The following is a 23,475-nucleotide window of genomic DNA, read 5'->3' on the forward strand; positions in this document are numbered from 1 at the left end:
TTTAATAATGATGAAAAAAACACTGGTAGCACTGACTCTTCTTCTTCCGGCTCTGGCGATGGCCGATGGCACCATTGGGGTTCTCGATCCGATTGCTGCACTGCAATCGTCGGATAACGTGAAGGCAAAAATGTCATCACTGGAAAATGAGCTGTCTGCCGATGAGCAAAAGCTCAATTCTCTGCAGAATGATGTGCAGAAGCTGCAGCAGAAACTGCAGAAAGAAGCCATGACCATGTCAGCGGATCAGCAGGACACGCTGAAGACGCAAGGTCAGCAGAAGATGATTGAAATCCAGAGCCTGCAGCGCAAGCTGCAAAAGCGTGCCAATGAAGCGCAACGTGAGATTCTGGAAGAAATGCAGCCGAAACTGAAAACCGCCATGGAAGCCGTGGCCAAGCGTGAAAAGCTGGATGTGGTACTCAATGCCCAGGCGGTGATGTACACCAAGCCTGATCTGGACATTACCGAGGCTGTGGGCAAACAACTGAACAGCATGAAATAATGCTGACTCTCGGAGCGCTTGCAGAAAAGCTGGGTGCGGAGCTGGTCGGAGAGGCCAGCCACGTGGTGGACGGTCTGGGTACGATCCAGTCCGCGTCATCCAGCCAGCTTACCTTTCTTGCCAATCCTCGCTATCGGTCGTTTCTGGAACAGACCGGTGCGGGGGCGGTGCTGATCCCTGAATCCCAGCGGGCATACTGCCCGGTGGCGGCCCTGATCGTTAAAGACCCGTACCTTGCCTTTGCCAAGGCCAGTGCCTTTTTTGAGGTTGCGCCGCAACCGCAAGCGGGTGTGCATCCTGCTGCGGTGATTGATGCGACAGCCCGGATTGCCGATTCAGCTTCCATTGGTCCAAATGCGGTGGTGGAAGCGAATGTGACGGTGGGAGAGGGTGCCGTGATCATGGCCAACAGCGTGGTCGGCGCCGGTTCCGTTATCGGTGATCAGTGCCGAATTTGGCCAAATGTTACAATTTACCATGGTGTCACACTGGGTCCGCGCACTATCATACACGCCAATTGCGTGATCGGTGGCGATGGTTTCGGGTTCGCCTTTAATGGCGCGGGGTGGACCAAGCTTCATCAGGTCGGCGGTGTCACCATTGGTGCCGATGTAGAAATTGGCGCCGGCACCACAGTGGACCGTGGTGCAATCGACGATACCATTATTGGCAATGGCGTGATTCTGGATAATCAGATCCAGGTCGCTCACAACGTTGTCATTGGTGATCATACTGCTATCGCCGGGAAGGCTGGCATCGCGGGTTCAGCCAAAATCGGCTCTTTCTGCCTGATTGGCGGAGCCGCCGGTATTGCTGGCCACATCGAGGTGTGTGACAAGGTGCAAATCCTGGCCATGTCACTGGTCTCCAGCTCTATCAAGGAACCGGGTACCTATGGCTCTGCGTTGCCTGTGGATAGCCAATCCCGCTATCGTAGGAACGTGGCGCGTTTCCGGAATCTGGATGATCTGGCCCGCCGTGTGCGCAAGCTTGAGCGTTTAAGCGACTAATTTCCGCGATTTGCGGTACTTGCCTGTGTGGAACACATGATGATGGATATCCAAGAGGTCAGGGAATACCTGCCCCATCGTTACCCTTTTTTGCTGATTGACCGGGTACTGAATATTGAGCCCGGAAAACGGATCGAAGCGTTGAAAAATGTGACGATCAACGAGCCGTTCTTCAACGGCCATTTTCCTGATGAGCCCATCATGCCCGGCGTGCTGATCGTAGAAGCGATGGCGCAGGCTGCAGGCATTCTGGGTTTTGTGACGGAAAAAAAGAAACCCTCTGACGGCTATATTTACCTGCTGGTAGGGACTGACAAGGCGCGTTTCAAACGCCGGGTGATCCCGGGGGATACTCTGCACCTGTTCGCCGAGTATGTGGTGGTAAAGCGCAATATTCTGAAATTCACCTGTGAGGCGCAGGTAGACGGGAAAACCGTTGCGAGCGCAGAGATGCTCGTGGCTGAGCAAAAAGTCTGATCCCCGCCCGTACGCCAGTGATTAGCTGGCGTATACTGCCTGCCTTCATCATCAAAATAAAAGTGACTAGTCCATGATTCATCCGACCGCCCTTATTGATCCGGCCGCGGAGCTTGCAGAGGATGTGCAGGTGGGCCCGTACTCCATTATTGGCCCCGACGTGAAAATCGGTGCGGGCACCGTAGTGGCGTCCCATGTGGTCATCAAAGGGCCGACAACCATTGGTCGCAATAACCACATCTTCCAGTTCGCGTCCGTCGGCGAGGACTGCCAGGACAAGAAGTACAACGGGGAACCGACTCGTCTGGAAATTGGCGACGACAATGTTATCCGTGAATCGGTCACCATTCATCGCGGTACCATTCAGGATAACTCCCTGACTAAAATCGGTAGTCGTAACTTGCTGATGGCTTATGTGCATGTGGCGCACGACTGCATGATTGGCGATGACTGTATTTTTGCCAACAATGCCTCGGTGGCGGGCCATGCCCATGTGGGCAATGGCGTGATTCTCGGCGGCATGACCGGTGTGCACCAGTTCTGCAAGATTGGCTCCTACGCCATGACCTCCGGTTGCTCGCTGGTGCTGAAAGATATTCCGGCTTACGTGATGGTGTCCGGTAATCCGGCCAGCGCGCGCAGCATGAACTTTGAAGGCATGCGCCGTCGTGGCTGGTCCAAGGATGTAGTCAGCAGCCTGCGTCAGGCCTATAAGGTGGTCTACCGCCAGGGGCTCACGCTGGAACAGGCGCTGGCCGAACTGGAAGCCATGGAACCGTCGGATGCGCTGCAAATCTTCATCGATTCCCTGAAAGCGTCCGAGCGCGGTATCACCCGCTGACATGGCACAGCGCAAGGACGCACCGCTGGTCGCGCTGATTGCCGGGGAAGCTTCCGGGGATATTCTCGGCGCGGGTCTGATGCAGGCCCTTGCCGCCCGTTATCCCGGAGCCCGGTTTATCGGTGTCGGGGGCGAAGAGATGGCCGAGGCGGGGCTCACCAGCTTGTTCCCCATGGAAAAACTGTCGGTGATGGGAATCACCGAAGTGCTTTCCCATCTGCCCGAATTGCTGCGTCTGCGTAAATCCCTGGTCCGCTTCCTGCTGGAACAGAAACCGGATGTGGTCATCGGGATTGATTCCCCGGATTTCACTTTGCCCATCGCCCGGCGGCTCCACGATCGCGGCCTGAAAACCGTGCACTATGTGAGTCCGTCGGTCTGGGCCTGGCGGCAGGGGCGCATCAAGGGCATCAAGAAAAGCATTGATCTGATGCTGACCCTGTTGCCGTTCGAAGCCCGGTTCTATGAGCAGCACCAGGTGCCGGTGGCCTTTGTGGGGCACCCGCTTGCCGACCGAATTCCTCTGGAGACAGATGTGCCGGGTGCCCGCAAGGCATTGGGCCTGGATGCGCAGGCGCGTATTCTGGCTGTGCTGCCGGGTAGCCGCGGTGGAGAAGTGGGGCAGTTGATGCCCGCCTTTTTGGAGGCCATGGTGGTGTTGAATCAGCAGGATCCGGCGCTGCATTTCGTGATTCCTGCGGCCAACAATGCTCGCCGTGAGCAAATCCAGGCACTGCTGGACGCCCAGCCTGATTTACCCGTATCGCTGGTGGATGGCCAGAGCCGTACGGTAATGGCCGCCGCTGATGTGGTGCTTATGGCATCCGGCACTGCGACCCTGGAAGGCTTGTTGCTGACCAAACCCATGGTGGTAGGCTATCGGGTTGGCGCGGTGACCTATGCCATCGTCAGCCGTTTGATAAAGAGCGAATTTGTCTCACTGCCGAATCTGTTATGTCGGCAGGAAATGGTCCCCGAACTGATTCAGGAGGGACTGACCACGGATGCGATCGTTGCCGCCGTGCGTCGCTGGTTCGATCAACCTGAGCAGGCCCAGGCCCTGAAAGCCCGGTTCCAGGACGTACATGAACAGCTTCGCGGTGGCGCCAGCGAGAAAGCGGCAGCCGCCGTTGCTAAACTGCTGGAGGCCTGATGGCACCATCGCAATCATGCGATCCCTTTGCGGAATATGCCCTGGCTGACCCTTTCATCCCGTCCGCCTTTGCCTGGCAGCCTGGCATGCTGGTGGCGGGGGTGGACGAAGTGGGCCGCGGGCCGTTGGTGGGCGCGGTAGTAACAGCCGCCGTTGTTCTCGACCCTCAACACCCCATTGCCGGCTTGGCTGATTCCAAAAAAATTAGTGAAAAGAAACGGTTGGCGCTGGAAGCTGAGATCAAGTCTCATGCTCTGGGCTGGGCACTGGGGCGGGCCGAACCGGCGGAAATCGATGAGTTGAATATCCTGCATGCCACCATGCTGGCCATGCAGCGGGCGGTCGCCGGTTTACCCATGGCGGCGCAAGCCGTGCTTGTTGATGGCAATCGGGTGCCAGCGTTGCCGTGCCCGTCGCAAGCGGTGGTAAAGGGTGACGGCAGGGTGCCGGCCATTTCCGCCGCGTCGATCCTTGCCAAAGTGGCCCGGGATCGCGAAATGCATGCCTTGCATGCCCGTTACCCCCAATATGGCTTCGACCGCCACAAAGGCTACCCGACAGCGGTGCACATGGCGGCCCTGGAACAACATGGCGCCCTGGCCGAGCATCGCCGCTCCTTTGGCCCGGTCGCCGCAGCAATTGCACAAGGGAACCTGTTTTGAGTGATCCCCGTTTTGTCCACCTGCGCTTGCATACCGACTATTCACTGGTCGATGGAGTGGTGCGGGTCAAGGAACTGATCAAGACCTGTGTAAACCAGCAGATTCCGGCGGTGGCCGTTACCGACGATTCAAACCTGTTTGCGCTGATCAAGTTTTACCAGAATGCCATGAATGCGGGGATCAAGCCGCTGATGGGCGCCGACCTGTGGGTGCAGGGCACACACATAGAGGAGCCCGCTTGCCTGTCGTTTCTGGTGCTCAACGAAGCGGGCTATCAGAACCTGACGTTGCTGATTAGCCGCGCCTGGCAGACCAACCAGGATCGTGGCCGGGCGCTGGTGAAGCCGGAATGGGTAGCAGAGCTGAACGAAGGCCTGATCGTCCTTTCTGCAGCCTCCCAGGGCGAAGTGGGACAATTGCTACTGGCTGAAAAGTACGAGCTGGCGCAGCAATATGCGAGCTGGCTGGCCTCTGTGTACGGCGACCGTTTCTATCTGGAAGTGCAACGTACCTCGCGCCCGGGCGACGAAGATTGCTTGCATGCCAGTGTTACGCTGGCGGGGCAGCTGGGGCTGCCCGTGGTGGCAACCAACGATGTACGCTTTCTGCGCCGGGAAGATTTCGAAGCTCACGAATCCCGGGTGTGTATCCACGACGGCAACACCCTGGACGATCCGCGTCGTCCGAAGAAGTACTCCGAAGAGCAATACCTGAAATCCGCCGAAGAAATGGCGGAGCTGTTTGCCGACTTGCCCGAAGCGCTTGAAAATACGGTGGAGATCGCTCGCCGCTGTACGCTGGATATTCGCCTGGGGGAAAACTTCCTGCCGGATTTCCCGATTCCGGACGGCATGACCATCGAGCAATACTTTGAAAAAGTTTCCAGTGACGGGCTCGAAGAGCGTCTCAAGGTGTTGCTGGATAAGGATGATCCCGAGTACGCCATAAAACGAAAGGATTACGATGACCGGCTGCGGTTCGAGCTGGATATCATCAACCAGATGGGCTTCCCCGGTTACTTCCTGATCGTTGCCGACTTTATTCAGTGGGGTAAGGACAACGAAGTTCCCGTGGGCCCGGGTCGGGGCTCCGGTGCCGGTTCCTTGGTGGCCTATGCCATGAAGATTACCGACCTGGATCCTATTGGCTACGACTTGCTGTTCGAACGTTTCCTTAACCCGGAACGGGTCTCCATGCCCGACTTTGACGTCGACTTCTGCATGGAAAAACGCGACCGCGTGATCAACTACGTGGCAGACAAGTACGGCCGTGATGCGGTGAGTCAGATCATCACCTTCGGCACCATGGCCGCCAAGGCGGTGGTGCGCGATGTGGCGCGGGTGCAGGGCAAGCCTTACGGCCTGGCTGATCGCTTGTCCAAGATGATCCCGGGTATTCCGGGCATGACGCTGACCAAGGCGCTGGAGCAGGAAGAAACCCTGCGTGAATTCCTGGAAAGCGATGAAAATTCCGACAAGGACGCTGCCAACGAAATCATGGAGATGGCCTTCAAGCTGGAAGGCCTGACCCGGAACGTGGGCAAGCACGCCGGGGGCGTGGTGATCGCGCCGGGCAAGTTGACGGACTTCGCGCCGCTGTACTGTGAAGAAGACGGTACCAACCTGGTTACCCAGTACGACAAGGACGATGTGGAATCCGCCGGCCTGGTGAAGTTTGACTTCCTCGGCCTGAAAACCCTGACCATCATTGATTGGGCCGTAAAAGCCGCCAACGTGAAGCGCGGCCGTGAAGGGCTGGACGATCTGGTTATTGACCACATTCCGCTGGACGACGGCCCCAGTTTCGACCTGCTCAAGCGGGGCGATACCACGGCGGTGTTCCAGCTGGAAAGTCAGGGCATGAAGGAGCTGATCAAGAAGCTCCAGCCCGACGTATTTGAAGACATCATCGCACTGGTGGCCCTGTATCGTCCGGGGCCGCTGGAATCCGGCATGGTTGATAACTTCGTGAACCGTAAGCACGGTCGCGAACCGCTGGCCTACCCGGATCCGCAATACCAGCACGAGTGGCTGGAGCCGATCCTGAAACCCTCCTACGGGGTTATCCTGTATCAGGAGCAGGTGATGCAGATTGCCCAGGAGTTGGCCGGCTACACGCTGGGCGGCGCTGACATGCTGCGCCGGGCCATGGGCAAGAAAAAGCCTGAAGAAATGGCCAAGCAGCGGGCGATCTTCGAAGAAGGGGCTAAAGGTAAGGGTGTGGACCCGGACCTGGCCATGAAGATCTTCGACCTGGTGGAAAAATTCGCGGGCTACGGGTTCAACAAATCCCACTCCGCCGCCTATGCACTGGTTGCCTACCAGACCGCCTGGCTCAAGGTTCACTACCCGGCGGAATTCATGGCCGCCACCATTTCTGCGGATATGCAGAACACCGACAAGGTGGTGACCTTCATTGATGAATGCAAAACCATGGGGTTGCAGGTACTGCCGCCGGATGTGAATTCCTGTGGCTACCGCTTCACCGTGAACCCGGAGGGCGACATCGTCTATGGGTTGGGTGCCATCAAGGGGCTGGGTGAAGGTCCCATCGATGCCATCGTATCGGCGCGGGCAGATGGCGGTGAGTTCAAGGACCTGTTTGATTTCTGTCGCCGCATTGACCTGAAAAAAATCAACCGTCGTTCCCTGGAAGCCATGGTGCGCGCCGGGGTACTGGACAAGCTGGGGCCGAAAAGCAGTTTCCACGACCGCGCGCAGTTGCTGGCCACCTTGCCGGACGCCATTGCCGCTGCAGATCAGGATGCCCGCAACGAAGCGGCCGGCATCATGGATATGTTCGGGGCCGTGGATGACAGTCCGGCCACGGCGGTGGAATGGAAGCCGGCCCGCGCCTGGAACGACGAAACCCGTCTTAATGGCGAGCGTGACACCCTGGGCCTGTTTTTGACCGGCCACCCCATCGACCAGTATGAAAAAGAAGTGCGGCAGTTCGTGACCGCCCGAATCAATTCCCTGCAGCCCACCGGGAAAGGGGAGGCCGCCACCATCGCCGGGCTGGTGGTGGCGCTGCGTATTACCCGCAGCAAACGCAGTGGCGATCGTATGGCGTTCATCACCCTGGATGACAAGACCGGTCGGGTGGAAGTGTCGGTCTTCGGCAAGACCTTTGCCGAATACGGCGAGTTGGTGCAGAAGGATACCCTGCTGATCTTCAAGGGCGGGGTCCGCAACGACGAATACACCGGCGGCTTTAATCTGGTCGCCGATGAAATCATGGATATGCGCCAGGCCCGGGAAACCTTTGCCCGCCGTTTACGGGTGGCGGTGCCAGTGGCGGATGATTTGCCCCAGCAGCTCCAGCAGATGCTGTCGCCGTACCAGGGGGGCAACACGCCGGTGCTGCTGGATCTGGACCACAACATTGCCGCTGCCAGTTTCTGGCTGGGCGACGAATGGAAAATCAGCCCCCACGAGTCACTGGTGGAGGAGCTGCGGGTACGCTTTGGTGAAAACGCAGTGCGGATGGAGTATTAGCGCTAGACGCACCACGCAGCACGCTTCAACACGAGAAGGCTGAGTGGTGACCAGAGTGTCGGGTTCCGCGATTCAAACGCCTGGACGCGGCGGCAGGGCCACTCTTTGCGCTCGATGCTCTCCCGCGTTGTCGCGTGAAGCGTGATGCGTGCCGCGTCTCCCTTTGAAACAGTTTGCAACCTAGCCATGTCGGCCATGTCTCGACGTTGTCATTGGGTTGCGGCTACACTTGTTGCATTCTTTTATGGGCAGGTTGCGTTCGGGGGTCGCCGGCGTAGCGTTTCTGCCGTATTGGCGCCAGGGAACGGCCATTCTGGTCCGGGCGCATGCTGATAACACCTTGAACAGGCTCAGAATATGAATCCCAATTTCCTCGAATTTGAACAACCGATTGCCGACCTGGAAGCGAAAATCGAGGAATTGCGTTTGGTGGGCAGTGGCAGCGAGGTGAACATTTCCGAGGAAGTGGCCAAGCTGCAGGAAAAAAGCATTACGCTCACCGAAAGCATCTTCCGCGGCCTCAGCTCCTGGCAAATTTCCCAGCTGTCCCGGCACCCCAAGCGCCCCTACATGCTGGACTACATCAAGCGGATCTTTACCGATTTCGATGAGCTGCATGGGGACCGTGCCTTTGCCGACGACCCGGCCATTATCGGCGGCATGACGCGCCTGGCGGGCCAGCCAGTAATGGTGATTGGCCACCAGAAAGGCCGCGAAGTGAAAGAGAAGGTGCGCCGTAATTTCGGCATGCCGAAACCGGAAGGCTACCGCAAGGCGTTGCGCCTGATGGAAATGGCCGAACGCTTCAAGCTGCCGGTACTCACCTTTATTGATACTCCCGGTGCCTTCCCGGGTATTGATGCGGAAGAGCGTGGTCAGTCGGAAGCCATCGCCCGCAACCTGCGTGTCATGTCCCAGCTGAAGACGCCGATTATCGCCACCGTCATTGGCGAGGGCGGCTCCGGTGGGGCACTGGCCATCGGCGTCTGCGATCATTTGCAGATGCTGGAATTCTCTACCTATTCGGTGATTTCCCCGGAAGGCTGCGCCTCGATTCTCTGGCGCAGTGCCGACAAGGCGCCGGAAGCGGCAGAAGCCATGGGCCTGACCGCCGGCCGCCTGCACGAGCTCGGCATCGTGGACCAGGTGATCAAGGAGCCGCTGGGCGGCGCTCACCGCGATCACGACCAGGCCGCGGATGCCGTTCGCAAGGCGCTGGAAACCCAGCTGGAATCGCTGCGCGCCATGGAAATGGATGCGCTGATCGACCGCCGTTACGAGCGCCTGATGAGCTACGGCAACGTGGTCAGCGATCCCGCTGACGAATAACCATGTCCGATGCTGCCGGGTTCAGCCAGTCGCTGGCTGAACAGGCCCCCGACGGGCCTCTGCTGCTGGCCCTCAGTGGCGGTCTGGACTCCTGCCTGTTGCTTCACCTCCTGATCAAAGCGGGTCTGGGCCCGCGCCTCTCCGCTGTTCATATTGACCATCAATTGCAGGCCGATAGCCAGGGCTGGGCACGCTTTTGCCAGGCGCTGGCGGATCAGCAAGGTATCCCGCTCGCCATCGAAAAGGTGGCTGTCGACATGGCCAACGGGCTGGAAGCCGGTGCCCGTGATGCCCGTTATCGTGTGCTATTGCCACTGGCCCGCGCCCAGGGCGCGACGCTGGTGATGGCACACCATCGCAATGACCAGGCAGAAACCCTGTTGTTCCGGTTGCTGCGCGGAGCGGGTGTGCAGGGGCTATCGGCCATGCGTGAGCACAGTGAGCAACAAGGCGTGCCCCTTTGGCGGCCGTTGCTGGGGGTTGGCCGGCAGACGCTGGAGAGCTGGGGGGCGGCGTTATCGCTGAACTGGCGCGAAGACCCCAGCAATCAGGATCAGTCACTGCGCCGTAATTATCTACGCCACACCATTTTTCCGGCACTACGCGATCGCTGGCCCGGTGCCGATGGCACGCTTGCCCGGGCGGCGGATCATATGGCGGAAGCCGGTGAGCTGCTCAATGAAATCGCGGTACAGGATGCGGATAGCCTTGGCGTGGCCGGGGCGTCTTTTCCTCTGACCGATTTGGCCGATTTGTCCCTGGCGCGGCAGCGCAATGTGCTGCGCTGGTGGTTACAGCAAAACCGGGCCACCGCGCCCAGTGCCGCGGTGCTTGAACAGTTGCGGGTGCTACATCTGGCTGCGGGGGATAGCCAGGCGCGGGTGGAGTGGGGTGGATTCGCGGCACGCTTGTACCGTGGGGCATTGTATCTGGCTTCACGTGAGGCCTTTCAGCCCTGGCAGGGCGATGTGCTCTGGTCGGAAGGGGCGCCGCCGCCGGCCTTGCCCCACTGGCATTGGTCAAAGCAAGGTGCTGAGGGGGATATTTGGGTGCTTCGTCCACCGGGGAATCTGCAGCTCAGGGCATTGTCCGGCTCTCTGGTCGTGCGCCGCAATGGATTGCATCAACAGATCAAAGAACTCTGGCGCGCGGCGGGCGTGCCGCCCTGGCAGCGGCGTCAGTGGCCATTGTTGCTCCGTGATGGGGAGGTGGTGAGTGTGCCGCTGGTGGGGTTGGCCGATGGTGAAGAGGGCGACAACAGTGAGCGCTGGTATTTGCTGCCTTCAAACGAAGCTCCTCGCTAGCAAGCACTCCCGCATGAGCTACAGACACCGGGCGGCTGTCCGTTCTGGCGCACAGTAAAATACGACGTACCTGCTCGTCTCAGTATTCCGCCTCTGCCAGACTTGCGCTGACTGATCCCGAACCCCTTGCGTATTCAACCCTACAGCCGAAAAAGGGAGTGCCATGCAGGCCCTTCAGCAACACTTGCAGCAGACCTTTCAGCTTCAGGCCTTTCGCCCCGGGCAGCAGGCGGTTATCGACGCATTGCTGGCCGGGCGTTCGGCGCTGGCGGTGTTTCCCACTGGCGGCGGTAAAAGCCTGTGTTACCAATTGCCGGCGTTGATGTTCAGTGGTGTGACCCTGGTGGTGTCGCCGCTGATTGCATTGATGAAAGACCAGGTGGATCAGCTTCACCGGCTGGGTATTGCTGCCGCGCGGCTGGATTCCAGCGTGGATGCAGAGCAATTGCAGGGTATCTACCGGGGGCTGGATGACGGCAGTATCAAGCTGCTGTACGTGGCGCCGGAGCGCCTGGCCAATGAGCGATTTCTGGCGCGTTTGAAGCGGCTGTCGATCAGCATGATGGCGGTGGATGAAGCGCACTGTGTTTCTGAGTGGGGGCATAACTTTCGCCCGGATTATCTGAAACTGGCGCAGCTTGCCAGCGATCTCAATGTGGGCAGGGTGTTGGCGCTGACCGCGACGGCCACGCCCCAGGTGGCAGAGCAGATCCGCGACAGTTTTTCCATTGCCCGGGAAGATCATGTTCAGACCGGCTTTTTCCGCCCCAATCTGGCGCTGAGTATCCGGCCCCACAATGCCTCCGAACGGGATCAGGCATTGCTGGCGGCATTGCAGTCCCGATCGTCAGAGCCGGCCATTGTTTATGTCACCCTGCAGAAAACCGCCGAACAGGTAGCCGGGTTCCTGCAGGCGCAGGGGCTGCCGGCACAGGCATATCATGCGGGGCTCAAGGATGACGAACGCCACCGGGTACAGGAAACCTTCATGGCCGGGCAGGGGAATATTGTCGTTGCCACCATCGCGTTTGGCATGGGCATCGACAAGGCCGATATTCGCGCTATTTATCACTATAACCTGCCCAAGTCCCTGGAAAACTACATGCAGGAAATCGGCCGGGCAGGGCGGGATGGCGCACCCTCCGAGTGTGTATTGCTGGCCGGTTCGGACGATCTGACCGTACTGGAGAATTTCAGTTACGGGGACACCCCGGACAGTACGTCGCTGGCCGGATTGATCGACTGGCTGGTGGCCCAGCCCGAGCAGTTCGACCTGTCGGTGCATGAGTTGTCCGGACAATTCGATGTTCGTCCTCTGGTGATCAATACACTGCTGACCTATCTGGAGCTGGAAGGCGTGGTTCGCGCCACGGCGCCATTTTATACGGAGTACAAGCTGGCTTTCCGGACGTCCCAAGATGACGTGATCAGTCAATTCAATGACGACCGGGCGGATTTCCTGCAGCGGGTTTTCGCGACCGGGAAACAAGGGCGCATCTGGGTAACCCTGAAGCCCATTGATGCTGCCGCAGAGCTGCAGGTTGACCGGCTTCGCATCCTCAAGGCGCTGGGCTATCTGGAACAACAGGGAATGATTGAGCTGCGTGTGGCCGGGGTGCGCCAGGGATACCGGATGTTGCAGCGCCCCCAGGAACCTCAGGCGTTGACCGCTAGGATGGAAGAGCAGTTTCGCGTGCGCGAACAACGGGATATCCAGCGGTTGCAGCAAGTGTGTGACTGGGCCGAGGGCAAGGGCTGTTATCAGCAGGCCCTGGTGAGCTATTTTGGCGAACGCTTGCCTGAACCCTGTGGGCAGTGCAGTCATTGCAAGGGCGAACATTGCCCCATGACGGCACGCCATCGCCGTGTACCTGATGCGGCGGTGATTCAGGCAGTGAGACAGGAAGGGCATGGGGCGCTGGCCACGCCCCGGCAACTGGCGCGCTTTCTTTGTGGTATCAGCAGCCCCCGAGCCAGCCGTGCCCGTCTTGGCCGGCATTCCGCGTTTGCATCGCTGATCGACTCGCCTTTTGCCGATGTGCTGGCGGCATGCGAGAAGCCCTGAGGCTGGCCTCGGGCTTCCTGCCTCCTGCGCTCGGCGGGGCGCAAGAAGTGAGTCGGCCCCTGAACCCTGTTGCTCTCTCAGTCGCTTGGCCAGCCATTTAAACAGGCAGTGCGTAATTCGGCGTAGCCGATGTGGGTATCACCACCTTTTTACGCTCTCGGGAGCGATTCCGATTGAGGCGCGGGGCGGCTTCTGTTAACATTTTCTCCCGTCCTGATGTAGCGCAAGCTCCTGAATTTTCAGGTGTTCAATCGTCTCTTGCGAAGCTGGCCAACCCGATTCACGAAAGCTCCTTGCCCGTCTGTAACGTGCAGGGTGTTTTTTTTATGGGGGCCGGTACACACTGACGATGGTGCTATCAACCCACTAGCGATCTGGTGAGTGCATGTCTCGTTTCATCTTTGTCACCGGCGGTGTGGTGTCGTCTCTGGGGAAGGGGATTACCTCCGCGTCCCTGGCCACTCTGTTGGAAGCCCGCGGCCTCAACGTCACCCTGATTAAAATGGATCCCTACATTAATGTGGATCCTGGCACCATGAGCCCTTACCAGCACGGTGAGGTGTTTGTGACCGACGATGGCGCCGAAACCGACCTGGATCTGGGTCATTACGAGCGTTTTATTCGCACCCGCCTGAACCGCCGCAACAGCTTTACCACCGGCCGTGTCTATCAGCATGTGCTGGATAAAGAGCGCCGCGGCGAATACCTGGGCGCCACCGTCCAGGTGATCCCCCATATCACCGATGAGATCAAGCTGAAGATCCGCGAAGGGGCGGGCGATGCGGATGTGGCCATCGTGGAAATTGGTGGTACTGCGGGCGATATCGAATCGCTGCCTTTCCTGGAAGCGGCCCGACAGATGCGCGTGGAGCTGGGTTCCAGCCAGTCCCTGCTGGTGCACCTGACGCTGGTGCCGTACATCGCCACCGCCGGGGAAATCAAAACCAAGCCGACCCAGCACTCCGTGAAAGAGCTGCGTTCCATCGGCTTGCAGCCGGATATTCTGGTGTGCCGTGCGGATGACCCGATTCCGCAGAGCGCCCGGGAAAAAATTGCCCTGTTTACCAATGTGGAAGCCCGGGCGGTGATTTCCTCCCCGGACTGCAAGACCATTTACCAGGTGCCCCGTGGCATGCACGAGCAGGGCCTGGACGCCATCGTGGTGGAAAAATTTGGCCTGGACCTGCCCGAACCGGATCTTGGCGAATGGGATCGTGTGGTCGAAGCACAGCTGAACCCGGAAAACGAAGTGACCATCGGTATGGTGGGCAAGTACATCGAACTGGTCGATGCCTACAAGTCGCTCAATGAAGCGCTGATCCATGCGGGTATCAGCAACCGCGCCAAGGTCAATATCCTCTATCTGGATGCGGAAGATATCGAGCGTGACGGCACCGGTGTGCTGGAAAGCCTGGATGCCATTCTGGTGCCCGGTGGTTTTGGTGACCGGGGAACCGAAGGCAAGATCGCTGCGATCCGTTATGCCCGTGAGAACAAGGTGCCGTATCTGGGCATCTGTCTGGGCATGCAGCTGGCAGTCATCGAATATGCCCGTCACGTGGCAGGCATCGAACAAGCCCATTCCTCAGAGCTGAACCCGAACACGCCGGATCCGGTGGTGGGGCTGATCACCGAATGGATCACCGAAGATGGTCAGAAAGAGCAGCGCTCTGCGGACTCCGACCTGGGTGGTACCATGCGCCTGGGTGGCCAGGAGTGTGTGCTTGAAGACGGCAGCCGTGCGGCCCAGTGCTATGGCAGCACACGTATCGTGGAGCGCCATCGCCACCGCTATGAGGTAAACAACAACTACCTGCCGCAGCTGGAAGCGGCAGGCTTGAAGATCGTCGGCCGTTCCGTGGACGGTGAATTGGTGGAAGTGATCGAAGTGGGCGACCATCCGTGGTTTGTGGCCTGCCAGTTCCACCCGGAATTCACCTCCACCCCCCGTGACGGTCACGGTTTGTTCAAAGGCTATGTGGAAGCCGCTTTGGCGGAACAGCAGGCCCACAAGGAGGCGTGATCCCGTGAGTAATCAGAAGACCATTGCCCTGAACGGGCTGGAATTCGCCAACGACAAGCCCATGGCCTTGTTCGGCGGCATGAATGTGCTGGAATCCCGGGACATGGCCATGCAGGTAGCGGAAGCCTACGCGGAAGTGACCAGCAAGCTGAACATGCCCTGGGTATTCAAGGCCAGTTTCGACAAGGCAAACCGGTCTTCATTGAGCTCCTACCGGGGGCCCGGCCTGGATGAAGGCCTGAAAATCTTTGAAGAAGTGAAGAAAACCTTCAACTGCCCGGTGATCACCGACGTGCATGAGCCTTACCAGGCGGCTCCAGTGGCGGAAGTGGTGGATATCATCCAGCTGCCTGCCTTTCTGGCACGGCAGACGGACCTGGTGGTGGCCATGGCAAAAACCGGGGCCATCATCAATATCAAGAAGCCCCAGTTTCTGGCGCCCCACGAAATGTCGCACATTCTGCACAAATGTGAGGATGCCGGTAACGATCAGCTGATTCTTTGCGAGCGCGGTTCCAGCTTTGGTTACAACAACCTGGTGGTGGACATGCTCGGCTTCGGCATCATGAAGCAATTCAACTACCCGGTGTTTTTCGACGTGACCCACGCCTTGCAGAAACCCGGTGGCCGGGCCGATAGCGCCGACGGCCGTCGTGCCCAGGTTGCAGAATTGGGCCGCGCGGGGATCAGTCAGGGAATTGCCGGTCTGTTCCTGGAAGCCCATCCGGACCCGGATAATGCCAAATGCGATGGCCCCTGCGCCCTGAGACTGGATCGTCTGGAGCCATTCCTGGCACAGATGCAAACACTGGATAATACCGTCAAGGCACTGCCTGCCTTCGAAAATAACTGATTAGAGTTTGGAGATTGATCGACATGTCCAAGATCGTTGATATCAAGGCCCGCGAAATTCTGGATTCCCGTGGCAACCCGACCATCGAAGCCGATGTGGTTCTCGAATCCGGTGCCAGTGGCAGTGCCTGTGCGCCCAGCGGCGCCTCCACCGGTTCCCGCGAAGCGCTGGAACTGCGTGACGGTGACAAGTCCCGTTATTTGGGTAAAGGCGTCACCAAGGCGGTAGGCAATGTAAATTCCGCTATCCGTGAATTGCTGGTAGGCAAAGACGCTTCCGACCAGAAGGCGCTGGACCAGGCCATGCTGGATGCCGATGGCACCGAGAACAAGGCGAACCTGGGGGCTAATGCGATTCTGGCTGTGTCCCTGGCGGCGGCCAAGGCGGCGGCGGTGGATCAGGGTAAACCCCTGTACGAGTATATTTCCGACCTGCAGGACGACGATAACGAATACTCCCTGCCCGTGCCGATGATGAACATCATCAACGGTGGTGAACACGCGGATAACAACGTGGATATTCAGGAGTTCATGATCCAGCCGGTGGGCGCGCCCACTGTGGCAGAAGCCATTCGCTACGGGGCGGAAATCTTCCATGCGTTGAAAGGGGTGCTGAAGAAACGTGGCCTGAACACCGCGGTTGGGGATGAGGGCGGCTTTGCGCCGAACCTGCCCAGCAATGAAGCGGCACTGGAAGCCATCATGGAAGCCATCGAGATTGCCGGTTACAAGGCCGGTGATGATGTGACCCTGGCACTGGATTGCGCGGCCAGCGAATTCTATAAAGACGGCAAATATGTGCTGGCTGGCGAAGGCCGCAGCATGAGCTCTGAAGAGTTTGCGGATTACCTGGCAGAGCTGTGCGACCGTTATCCGATCATTTCCATTGAAGATGGCATGGACGAATCCGACTGGGATGGCTGGAAAATCCTCACCGAAAAACTGGGCAAGAAAATCCAGTTGGTAGGCGATGATCTGTTTGTGACCAACACCAAGATTCTCCAGCGCGGTATCGACGAGAACGTGGCCAACTCCATTCTGATCAAGTTCAACCAGATCGGCTCTCTCACCGAGACTCTGGACGCCATCAAGATGGCCAAGGATGCCGGTTACACTGCGGTCATTTCCCACCGTAGTGGTGAAACGGCGGACACCACCATTGCTGATCTGGCCGTGGCGACGGCGGCGGGCCAGATCAAAACCGGCTCCCTGTGCCGCTCCGACCGTGTTGCCAAGTACAACCGTTTGATTCGCATCGAGCAGGAACTGGGCCGTGCGGCTTACCATGGCCGTAAAGAGTTCAAGCTGCTCGGCTAAGCGATGCCAGCCCCCAAGGCAAAATCCAGCGCCGGCAACAGCAAGGGCAATGCCGAGCGGATGACACTGAAACTGTCACCCGCCCGGCAAGTCGCCTTGGCGTTGCTGGCGCTGCTGTTTTTGGGCCTGCAGGTCCGGTTGTGGTTTGGTGAAGGCAGCCTTCGGCATGTGGCCGCGCTGAAAAAGGACGTGGCCGTGCTGAAGGAAAGCAATGCCAAGCTGGCAGAACGCAATCGCCTGATGGCCGCCGATGTGAATGACCTGAAGCAGGGCACGGAAGCCGTGGAAGAAATCGCACGCAAGGACCTGGGTATGGTTCGCAAGGGGGAAACGTTTTTCCTGATTCTTGAACAGCCCCGGGGCACCGAGTGAATCCTGTTATTTCCGGCCCGCTGTATGCCGTGGTTCCCGCTGCCGGGGTGGGGAGCAGGATGGGCGCGGGTTTTCCCAAGCAGTATCTTTCCCTGGCCGGCCAAACCCTGGCCGAACACACCCTGAATCGATTGCTCTCGTTCGCGCCGATCCACAAAGTGGTGGTGGCGGTGTCCGCTGACGACCCCTGGTGGCCCACGCTGGCGGTATCCCGGCACCCGCGCATCCAGACGGTGGTCGGCGGCGACACCCGGGCTGATTCGGTACGCAACGGTGTTGCGGCAGTGCGGGACGAAGGTGGTGCCGACGCCTGGGTGCTGGTGCACGATATGGCCCGCCCGCTGATCCGGCTCTCGGATATTCAGAGTCTGCTGGACCAGACCGGCCCCCAGGGTGCCATTCTCGCCTTGCCGGTGGTGGATACCATCAAGCAGGCCGCAGAGCAAAAGCATATTGCGGCCACGCTGGACCGGGCGCATATCTGGCGGGCGCTGACACCTCAACTGTTCCCGGCGCAGGCGCTGCTGGCGGCACTACAGGGTGACCTGGCCACCATTACCGATGAAGCCTCTGCCATGGAGCGTGACGGGTGGCAGCCTGGGCTGGTCGCCGGTCACAGCGACAATATCAAGATAACCGTCCCCGACGATCTGCCACTGGCCCGCTTTTATCTGAGCAGGCAGCAGGGTGATGACAGCAGCGAAGGAGAACCGTGGTGAGCGTGCGTATTGGTCAGGGGTTTGACGTCCATGCCTTCGATGAGGGCGATCATGTCATGCTTGGCGGTATTGCCATTCCCCACAGCCACGGGCTCAAGGCGCATTCCGATGGCGATGTGGCGTTGCATGCATTATCCGATGCCTTGCTTGGCGCCTTGGCGCTGGGGGACATTGGCCACTATTTCCCGGACACCGACCCACAATGGCAAGGTGCTGATTCCGGCCAGTTGCTGAGTGCCATTTATGGGTCGATTCTGGATGCGGGATGGCGGCTGGGCAACGCGGACCTGACGGTGATCTGTCAGGCACCCAAGCTGGCGCCGCACATTGCCGGCATGCGTGAGCGCATCGCCGAATTGCTGCAGTGCGATCCGGGGCAGGTGTCGGTCAAGGCGACGACCACGGAAAAACTGGGCTTTACCGGTCGCAAGGAAGGCATAGCGGTGCAGGCCGTGGTGTTGCTGGAGAGCCTGTGAGTGCCGTGTCCGAAATGACTCATCAAGGCTTGCCCTGCGCCCACGGTGGTCCGGTGTGTCAGGGCGTATTGAAGGCCCGGCCAGACGATTTTTACGTTGCAGAACAAATGCACGTGACACCGGAAGGCCAGGGTGAACACCTCTGGCTGGAAATTGAAAAAACCGGTTGGAATACCGAAGACGTGGCCATGCTGCTTGCCAAGCAGGCCCGCGTTCATCGCTTGTCGGTGGGCTACAGTGGCCTGAAAGATAAACACGCGGTGACCCGGCAATGGTTCAGCCTGCATTTGCCGGGCAAGGACGATCCGGAGTTCGATTGGCCCGAAGGGCTGACGGTGCTGCAAGCCGGTCGTCACCGTCGCAAACTCAACCGTGGTACCCACCGCGCCAATGACTTTCGGTTGCGCGTCACGGCTTTCCAAGGCGACCGGGAAGCACTGGAGACCCAGCTGCACACCATCATGGCGGAAGGCGTTCCGAATTATTTCGGCGAGCAGCGTTTTGGTCGAGGGGCCGGGAATCTGGTGCGTGGCACCGAATGGTTGCTCGGCGGGGAAGCACCACGCAAGAAAGCGCTGCGGGGCATGTGGTTGTCCGCCGTGCGCAGCAATCTGTTCAATCAGGTATTGGCTGAACGGGTACGTCGCGACTGCTGGAACAGAGTGCTGGCCGGCGATATTTTGCAACCGGAAGGCAGCCGCGGATTATTTATGGCCGATGACGATTGCGACGCGGTGGAACGGGTTGCCAGCGGGGAAGTGCACCCCACCGCCCCTTTGCCCGGCCTGCCCGGCATGGCATCATCTGGCCCCTGTAATAAACTGGAGCAGCAGATACTGGCGCCACACGCCCCGGTGATTGAGGGCCTGCGCCAGATCAAGGTAGAAGAAGCCCGCCGTAGCACAAGGCTGCCGGTACGGGACTTGCAGTGGGTCTGGCATACAGACCCGGAACGGGAAGGGGAAGACTGCCTGGAGCTGGCGTTTACGCTACCCACAGGCGCTTTTGCCACGACAGTAATGGCAGAGCTGATCAGTTCACCGGCTGATTGACTCGCATTGAGGCAAACGAACACAGATGGATATCCAACTCAGCGGCATCGGCATGACGTCTGCGCGAACCCGGGATCGGTTAGTGCAGCGTCTGCGTGACGCCGGTATTCAGGACGAGCGCGTACTGGACGCTATCCGCAATACACCACGACACCTGTTTATCGAAGAAGCCCTGGCGCATCAGGCCTATGATGATACCGCCTTGCCGATCGGTCATGGGCAAACCATTTCCCAGCCCTGGGTGGTTGCCCGCATGACCGAGCTGCTGATTGCCAACGGGAAGCCGCGCAAGGTGCTGGAAATTGGCACCGGTTGCGGTTATCAAACCTCGGTGTTGGCACCATTTTGTGATGAGCTGTATTCGGTGGAACGCATTCGCCCCCTGCAGGATCAGGCCCGCAAACGCCTGTTGCAGCTGGGCCTGGCCAAGGTGCAGCTCAAGCATGCGGATGGCGGTTTTGGCTGGAAGGCAGAGGCGCCGTTCGATGGTATTCTCGCGGCGTGCGCCCGTGCGGATATTCCTGACGATTTGTTGTCTCAACTGGCAGACGGCGGCCGCCTGGTGATGCCGGTTGGCGGTGATCGCCAGCAGATTCTCACCGTGGTCGACCGTGAGGGTGATCAATTTCATACCCAGACCCTGGACCCGGTACGTTTCGTACCGTTCCAGCGTGGGGTGCTGCGATAAGGCAGCTTCAAGCTACAAGCTACAAGGCGCGATCAGAATTGGTTCTAGCGAATAAGCTCTGCCCGCGCACCACAACAGTTTGAAGGGCGAAATTCGGTAGTGGGGCAAGACAATCCCAAGCTCGTGTTGCAACGTGAAAGTGGTAACTTGCTTCCCGGTCTAAATGGTTCTGCTGATTAGAGAAGCGCGTACTCCAGCGTGCAAAAACACTCATCCCGAAATCGCGTTGTTGCGTGCAGCGTGGTGCATGAGGCGTAAACATGATTCGACCCGGTATTTTTTTTCGCGGCATGGCCATGGGAGCCGCTGATGTGGTGCCCGGCGTCTCCGGTGGCACCCTGGCCCTGATCACCGGTATCTATGAAGAACTGATCAACACCCTGGGCGGCATTACCCCGAGACTACTCACTGTATGGCGTCAGCAGGGATTCGTTGCCGCCTGGCAGCAGGCCAACCTCACGTTTCTGTTCACCTTGCTGGCCGGCATCTTCACCAGCATTGCCGTGCTGGCACGGCTAATCACCTGGTTACTGGATAGCCATCCGGTGCCGGTATGGGCCTTTTTCAGCGGCCTGATTCTCGCCAGCATTTTTCTGGTCTTGAAACCCTTGCAGCAGCGAGGCCCGGTGCAGATAGGTGCCTTTTTGTTGGGCACCGGCGTGGCCGTGGCCATCGGCCTGGCCCCGGCACTGTCGGCTGCCGGTAGCGGTGCGTTGGTGTTTTTCTTCAGTGGCATGCTGGCCATCTGCGCAATGATTCTGCCGGGCATTTCCGGCAGTTTTATCCTTCTTTTACTGGGCATGTACCAGCCTGTGCTGGAAGCTGTGAAGCAGGCTGAGTTTGGCTTGCTGCTGGCATTTCTGTCGGGATGCGCGGTGGGGCTGCTGAGTTTTGTGCATGTGCTCAAGTGGACGCTGCATCGTTTCCATGACACGGTCATGGCGTTACTGGCCGGCTTTATGGCGGGTTCATTACTGAAATTGTGGCCCTGGCGATTGAGCGGTGAGCACGGCCTGGGTGACACCTGGTTGTGGCCATCACAGTATGCTGCGATTACCGAGCAGTCCGCACAGCTGCCTTTGGCTCTGACCATGGTGGCAGTGGCGGCCGGGCTGGTGTGGTTACTTTACCGGGTGGCGCCGGTGCATAATGTTGCGCAGACACCGCAAGGCTGAGTAGCGCCCTGGGGGTCGGTTTACGCTTACTGAGCAATCTGGATTCTGGTTTCCTGGCAACGGGGTGGTTGATGGCAGTAGATCTTCACACAGGCACCGACAGTCACTGATGCGCACACTGGCAGCGTTCATGGTCTGGATTTTGGTCAGTGGCTGCAGTGCCGGCAACTTTGCGCCGGTGGTGGATATTTATGGCCAGGAACCGAAGCCGCGCAAAGTTACCTCCGGCACCCACCATGTGCGTGAAGGGGAGACCCTGTACTCCATTGCCTGGCGTTATGGTTGGGATTTTCGGGCGCTGGCCCGGGCCAACAATATTCCGGCGCCGTACACCATTTATCCCGGCCAGCGTATCTCGCTGGGCATCAAGACTTCCAGCCCGACGGTTGCCAGCAAGCCGGCCACGTCTTCTTCCAAACCGGCCAGCAAACCGGCGGCATCAAAACCCGCTTCCAAGCCTGCTCCGGCGGCAAAACCCGCCGCCAAACCCTCATCCAGGCCGACTGTACCGGTAGGCCCGGTGGAATGGCGCTGGCCTGCCAGCGGCCAGGTGGTGGAATCGTTTTCCAATGCCAGCCAGGGGCGCAAGGGAATCGCCATTTCCGGGCGCCGGAACAGCCCTGTGGTAGCGGCGGCCCCGGGGCGAGTGGTTTATCGGGGCAGTGGCCTGACAGGCTACGGTAATCTGCTGATTATCAAGCACAGCGAACGCTGGTTAAGCGCCTATGCCCATAATGATAAGATGATGGTCAAGGAAGGGGATACGGTGAAGGGCGGTCAACAGGTTGCCACCATGGGGGCCAGTGGCACTTTCCGCACTCAGCTGCATTTTGAAATCCGTAAAGACGGCAAGCCCGTCGACCCCATGGGCTATTTGCCCAAACGCTGATTTCCCGGCGCCGCTTTGACTTAACTGACTGGACGGAACACTTATATGCGTCGTGATGATCGCCGTGAACATCGCCTGCTGCTTGTGGCAGGGCTGGCCTCCGTGTTGACGGCGCTGATTCTGATTGCGGCAAAAGCCATTGCCTGGCTGATGACCGGGTCTGTCAGCCTGCTGGCCTCGCTGGTGGATTCGGTGATGGATTCCATTGCCTCGCTGATCAACTTTTTCGCTATTCGCTATTCTCTGGTGCCCGCGGATGAAGAACACCGCTTCGGCCATGGCAAGGCTGAAGCGCTGGCCGGGCTGGGGCAGGCGGTTTTTATTGCCGGTTCTTCGGTGTTCCTGATTCACCAGTCCGTGACCAAGCTGATGGACCCGCAGCCCATCAGCGAGAACGGTGCGGGCGTGGCGGTGATGCTGTTTTCCATCGTGCTGACATTCGGTTTGTTGTTGATCCAGAAGTATGTGGTCCGGGAAACCGGCTCCACTGCCATTGAGGCTGACTCGCTGCACTACCTGTCGGACCTGGCGGTCAATGTGGGAATCATCGTCGTGCTGGTGGTCAGCCAGTTTGGCTATTTGTGGCTGGACGGCGTGGTGGGCCTGGTGATTGCGGTCTTCATTCTGTTCAGCGCCTGGCATATTGCCTATGAATCTGCGCAGCTGTTGCTGGACCGGGAGATCCCCGGCGAGGTGAGGGAAGTGATTACCGCGATTGTGGCGGATCATCCGCAGGCGCTGGGGTTCCATGATCTGCGTACCCGCCAGTCCGGGCGCACCCAGTTTATCCAGCTGCATGTGGATATGGATCAGAACCTAACCCTACTGCAGGCCCACGATCTGGCCACCCGGATTGAAACGCGTATCCAGGAGGCGTTTCCCATGGCGGATGTGATTATCCACCAGGACCCGGTGGCCGTTGGGCCAAAAGTCACCCTCGACGATCGACCTCCAACCTGACGGCTCCTCCCAACCCCGCGCCAATGCTGGGCTGTACTGTGCGGTCAAACCGGGCTGTGCAGGTAAACACATTGTTTTCATAAGGGCTTTTCAGTAGCTTCATCACTGA

General features: G+C 59.1%; 21 protein-coding genes. All 21 read left to right on the forward strand.

The annotated features are described in order from the left end of the window. The first annotated feature begins 7 nt into the window (after positions 1 to 7). The 21 genes from ADG881_RS00970 to ADG881_RS01070 all read left to right on the forward strand — a co-directional run bounded on the left by ADG881_RS00970 (position 8) and on the right by ADG881_RS01070 (position 23,366). Positions 8 to 505: an OmpH family outer membrane protein gene (locus ADG881_RS00970; protein WP_007148901.1), complete on the forward strand. Its 498-nt coding sequence runs from the start codon at positions 8 to 10 to the stop codon at positions 503 to 505. Next, entirely contained in the window at positions 505 to 1,515 is a 1,011-nt protein-coding gene (gene lpxD, locus ADG881_RS00975; protein WP_007151346.1) for a UDP-3-O-(3-hydroxymyristoyl)glucosamine N-acyltransferase, read from the forward strand. Before ADG881_RS00970 ends, lpxD begins: the two co-directional genes overlap by 1 nt. 36 nt (positions 1,516 to 1,551) lie before the next feature. Next, positions 1,552 to 1,992 (forward strand): 3-hydroxyacyl-ACP dehydratase FabZ, encoded by a 441-nt coding sequence (fabZ, locus tag ADG881_RS00980; RefSeq protein ID WP_007151339.1) that lies wholly within the window; start codon positions 1,552 to 1,554, stop codon positions 1,990 to 1,992. 73 nt (positions 1,993 to 2,065) lie between these two features. Next, on the forward strand, positions 2,066 to 2,833 hold the full coding sequence (lpxA, locus tag ADG881_RS00985) for an acyl-ACP--UDP-N-acetylglucosamine O-acyltransferase (RefSeq protein WP_007150054.1): 768 nt from the start codon (positions 2,066 to 2,068) through the stop codon (positions 2,831 to 2,833). Between the two features lies 1 nt (position 2,834). Beyond that, on the forward strand, positions 2,835 to 3,986 hold the full coding sequence (gene lpxB, locus ADG881_RS00990) for a lipid-A-disaccharide synthase (protein WP_007151565.1): 1,152 nt from the start codon (positions 2,835 to 2,837) through the stop codon (positions 3,984 to 3,986). Continuing rightward, a complete protein-coding gene (gene rnhB / locus ADG881_RS00995) occupies positions 3,986 to 4,648 on the forward strand; it encodes a ribonuclease HII (protein WP_007151478.1) in 663 nt (220 codons plus the stop codon). The genes lpxB and rnhB overlap by 1 nt, the downstream gene beginning before the upstream one ends. Continuing rightward, on the forward strand, positions 4,645 to 8,145 hold the full coding sequence (gene dnaE / locus ADG881_RS01000; protein WP_007150149.1) for a DNA polymerase III subunit alpha: 3,501 nt from the start codon (positions 4,645 to 4,647) through the stop codon (positions 8,143 to 8,145). The genes rnhB and dnaE overlap by 4 nt, the downstream gene beginning before the upstream one ends. Positions 8,146 to 8,502: 357 nt before the next feature. After that, the gene (locus tag ADG881_RS01005) at positions 8,503 to 9,474 is read left to right on the forward strand and encodes an acetyl-CoA carboxylase carboxyltransferase subunit alpha (protein ID WP_007148665.1); all 972 of its coding nucleotides are present in this window, start codon (positions 8,503 to 8,505) and stop codon (positions 9,472 to 9,474) included. Positions 9,475 to 9,476: 2 nt separating this feature from the next. Beyond that, on the forward strand, positions 9,477 to 10,778 hold the full coding sequence (tilS, locus tag ADG881_RS01010; RefSeq protein WP_007149998.1) for a tRNA lysidine(34) synthetase TilS: 1,302 nt from the start codon (positions 9,477 to 9,479) through the stop codon (positions 10,776 to 10,778). A gap of 163 nt (positions 10,779 to 10,941) precedes the next feature. Next, a complete protein-coding gene (locus tag ADG881_RS01015) occupies positions 10,942 to 12,843 on the forward strand; it encodes an ATP-dependent DNA helicase RecQ (protein WP_007149775.1) in 1,902 nt (633 codons plus the stop codon). Positions 12,844 to 13,228: 385 nt separating this feature from the next. Then, positions 13,229 to 14,866, forward strand: coding sequence for a CTP synthase (locus ADG881_RS01020; protein WP_007151118.1), 1,638 nt, complete (start codon positions 13,229 to 13,231; stop codon positions 14,864 to 14,866). Positions 14,867 to 14,870: 4 nt separating this feature from the next. Further along, positions 14,871 to 15,719, forward strand: a complete 849-nt coding sequence (gene kdsA, locus ADG881_RS01025) for a 3-deoxy-8-phosphooctulonate synthase (RefSeq protein WP_007149276.1) — start codon at positions 14,871 to 14,873, stop codon at positions 15,717 to 15,719. 23 nt (positions 15,720 to 15,742) lie between these two features. Further along, entirely contained in the window at positions 15,743 to 17,035 is a 1,293-nt protein-coding gene (eno, locus tag ADG881_RS01030; protein WP_007150504.1) for a phosphopyruvate hydratase, read from the forward strand. A gap of 3 nt (positions 17,036 to 17,038) precedes the next feature. After that, entirely contained in the window at positions 17,039 to 17,407 is a 369-nt protein-coding gene (locus tag ADG881_RS01035) for a septum formation initiator family protein (RefSeq protein ID WP_007148986.1), read from the forward strand. Beyond that, entirely contained in the window at positions 17,404 to 18,126 is a 723-nt protein-coding gene (gene ispD, locus ADG881_RS01040) for a 2-C-methyl-D-erythritol 4-phosphate cytidylyltransferase (RefSeq protein ID WP_007151431.1), read from the forward strand. The genes ADG881_RS01035 and ispD overlap by 4 nt, the downstream gene beginning before the upstream one ends. Beyond that, on the forward strand, positions 18,120 to 18,602 hold the full coding sequence (gene ispF, locus ADG881_RS01045) for a 2-C-methyl-D-erythritol 2,4-cyclodiphosphate synthase (RefSeq protein ID WP_039925884.1): 483 nt from the start codon (positions 18,120 to 18,122) through the stop codon (positions 18,600 to 18,602). The genes ispD and ispF overlap by 7 nt, the downstream gene beginning before the upstream one ends. Further along, entirely contained in the window at positions 18,599 to 19,654 is a 1,056-nt protein-coding gene (gene truD, locus ADG881_RS01050; RefSeq protein WP_232211661.1) for a tRNA pseudouridine(13) synthase TruD, read from the forward strand. Before ispF ends, truD begins: the two co-directional genes overlap by 4 nt. 25 nt (positions 19,655 to 19,679) lie before the next feature. Continuing rightward, a complete protein-coding gene (locus ADG881_RS01055) occupies positions 19,680 to 20,342 on the forward strand; it encodes a protein-L-isoaspartate(D-aspartate) O-methyltransferase (RefSeq protein ID WP_007149852.1) in 663 nt (220 codons plus the stop codon). A gap of 260 nt (positions 20,343 to 20,602) precedes the next feature. Beyond that, complete coding sequence (locus tag ADG881_RS01060) at positions 20,603 to 21,517, forward strand: DUF368 domain-containing protein (RefSeq protein ID WP_007148937.1); 915 nt, start codon at positions 20,603 to 20,605, stop codon at positions 21,515 to 21,517. A 130-nt stretch (positions 21,518 to 21,647) separates the two neighbouring features. Then, on the forward strand, positions 21,648 to 22,406 hold the full coding sequence (locus ADG881_RS01065; protein ID WP_230457778.1) for a peptidoglycan DD-metalloendopeptidase family protein: 759 nt from the start codon (positions 21,648 to 21,650) through the stop codon (positions 22,404 to 22,406). 45 nt (positions 22,407 to 22,451) lie between these two features. Then, the gene (locus ADG881_RS01070) at positions 22,452 to 23,366 is read left to right on the forward strand and encodes a cation diffusion facilitator family transporter (RefSeq protein ID WP_007149275.1); all 915 of its coding nucleotides are present in this window, start codon (positions 22,452 to 22,454) and stop codon (positions 23,364 to 23,366) included. Positions 23,367 to 23,475: the final 109 nt, after the last annotated feature.

The sequence above is a fragment of the Alcanivorax sp. DG881 genome (genome assembly GCF_000155615.1).
Classification (GTDB): domain Bacteria; phylum Pseudomonadota; class Gammaproteobacteria; order Pseudomonadales; family Alcanivoracaceae; genus Alcanivorax.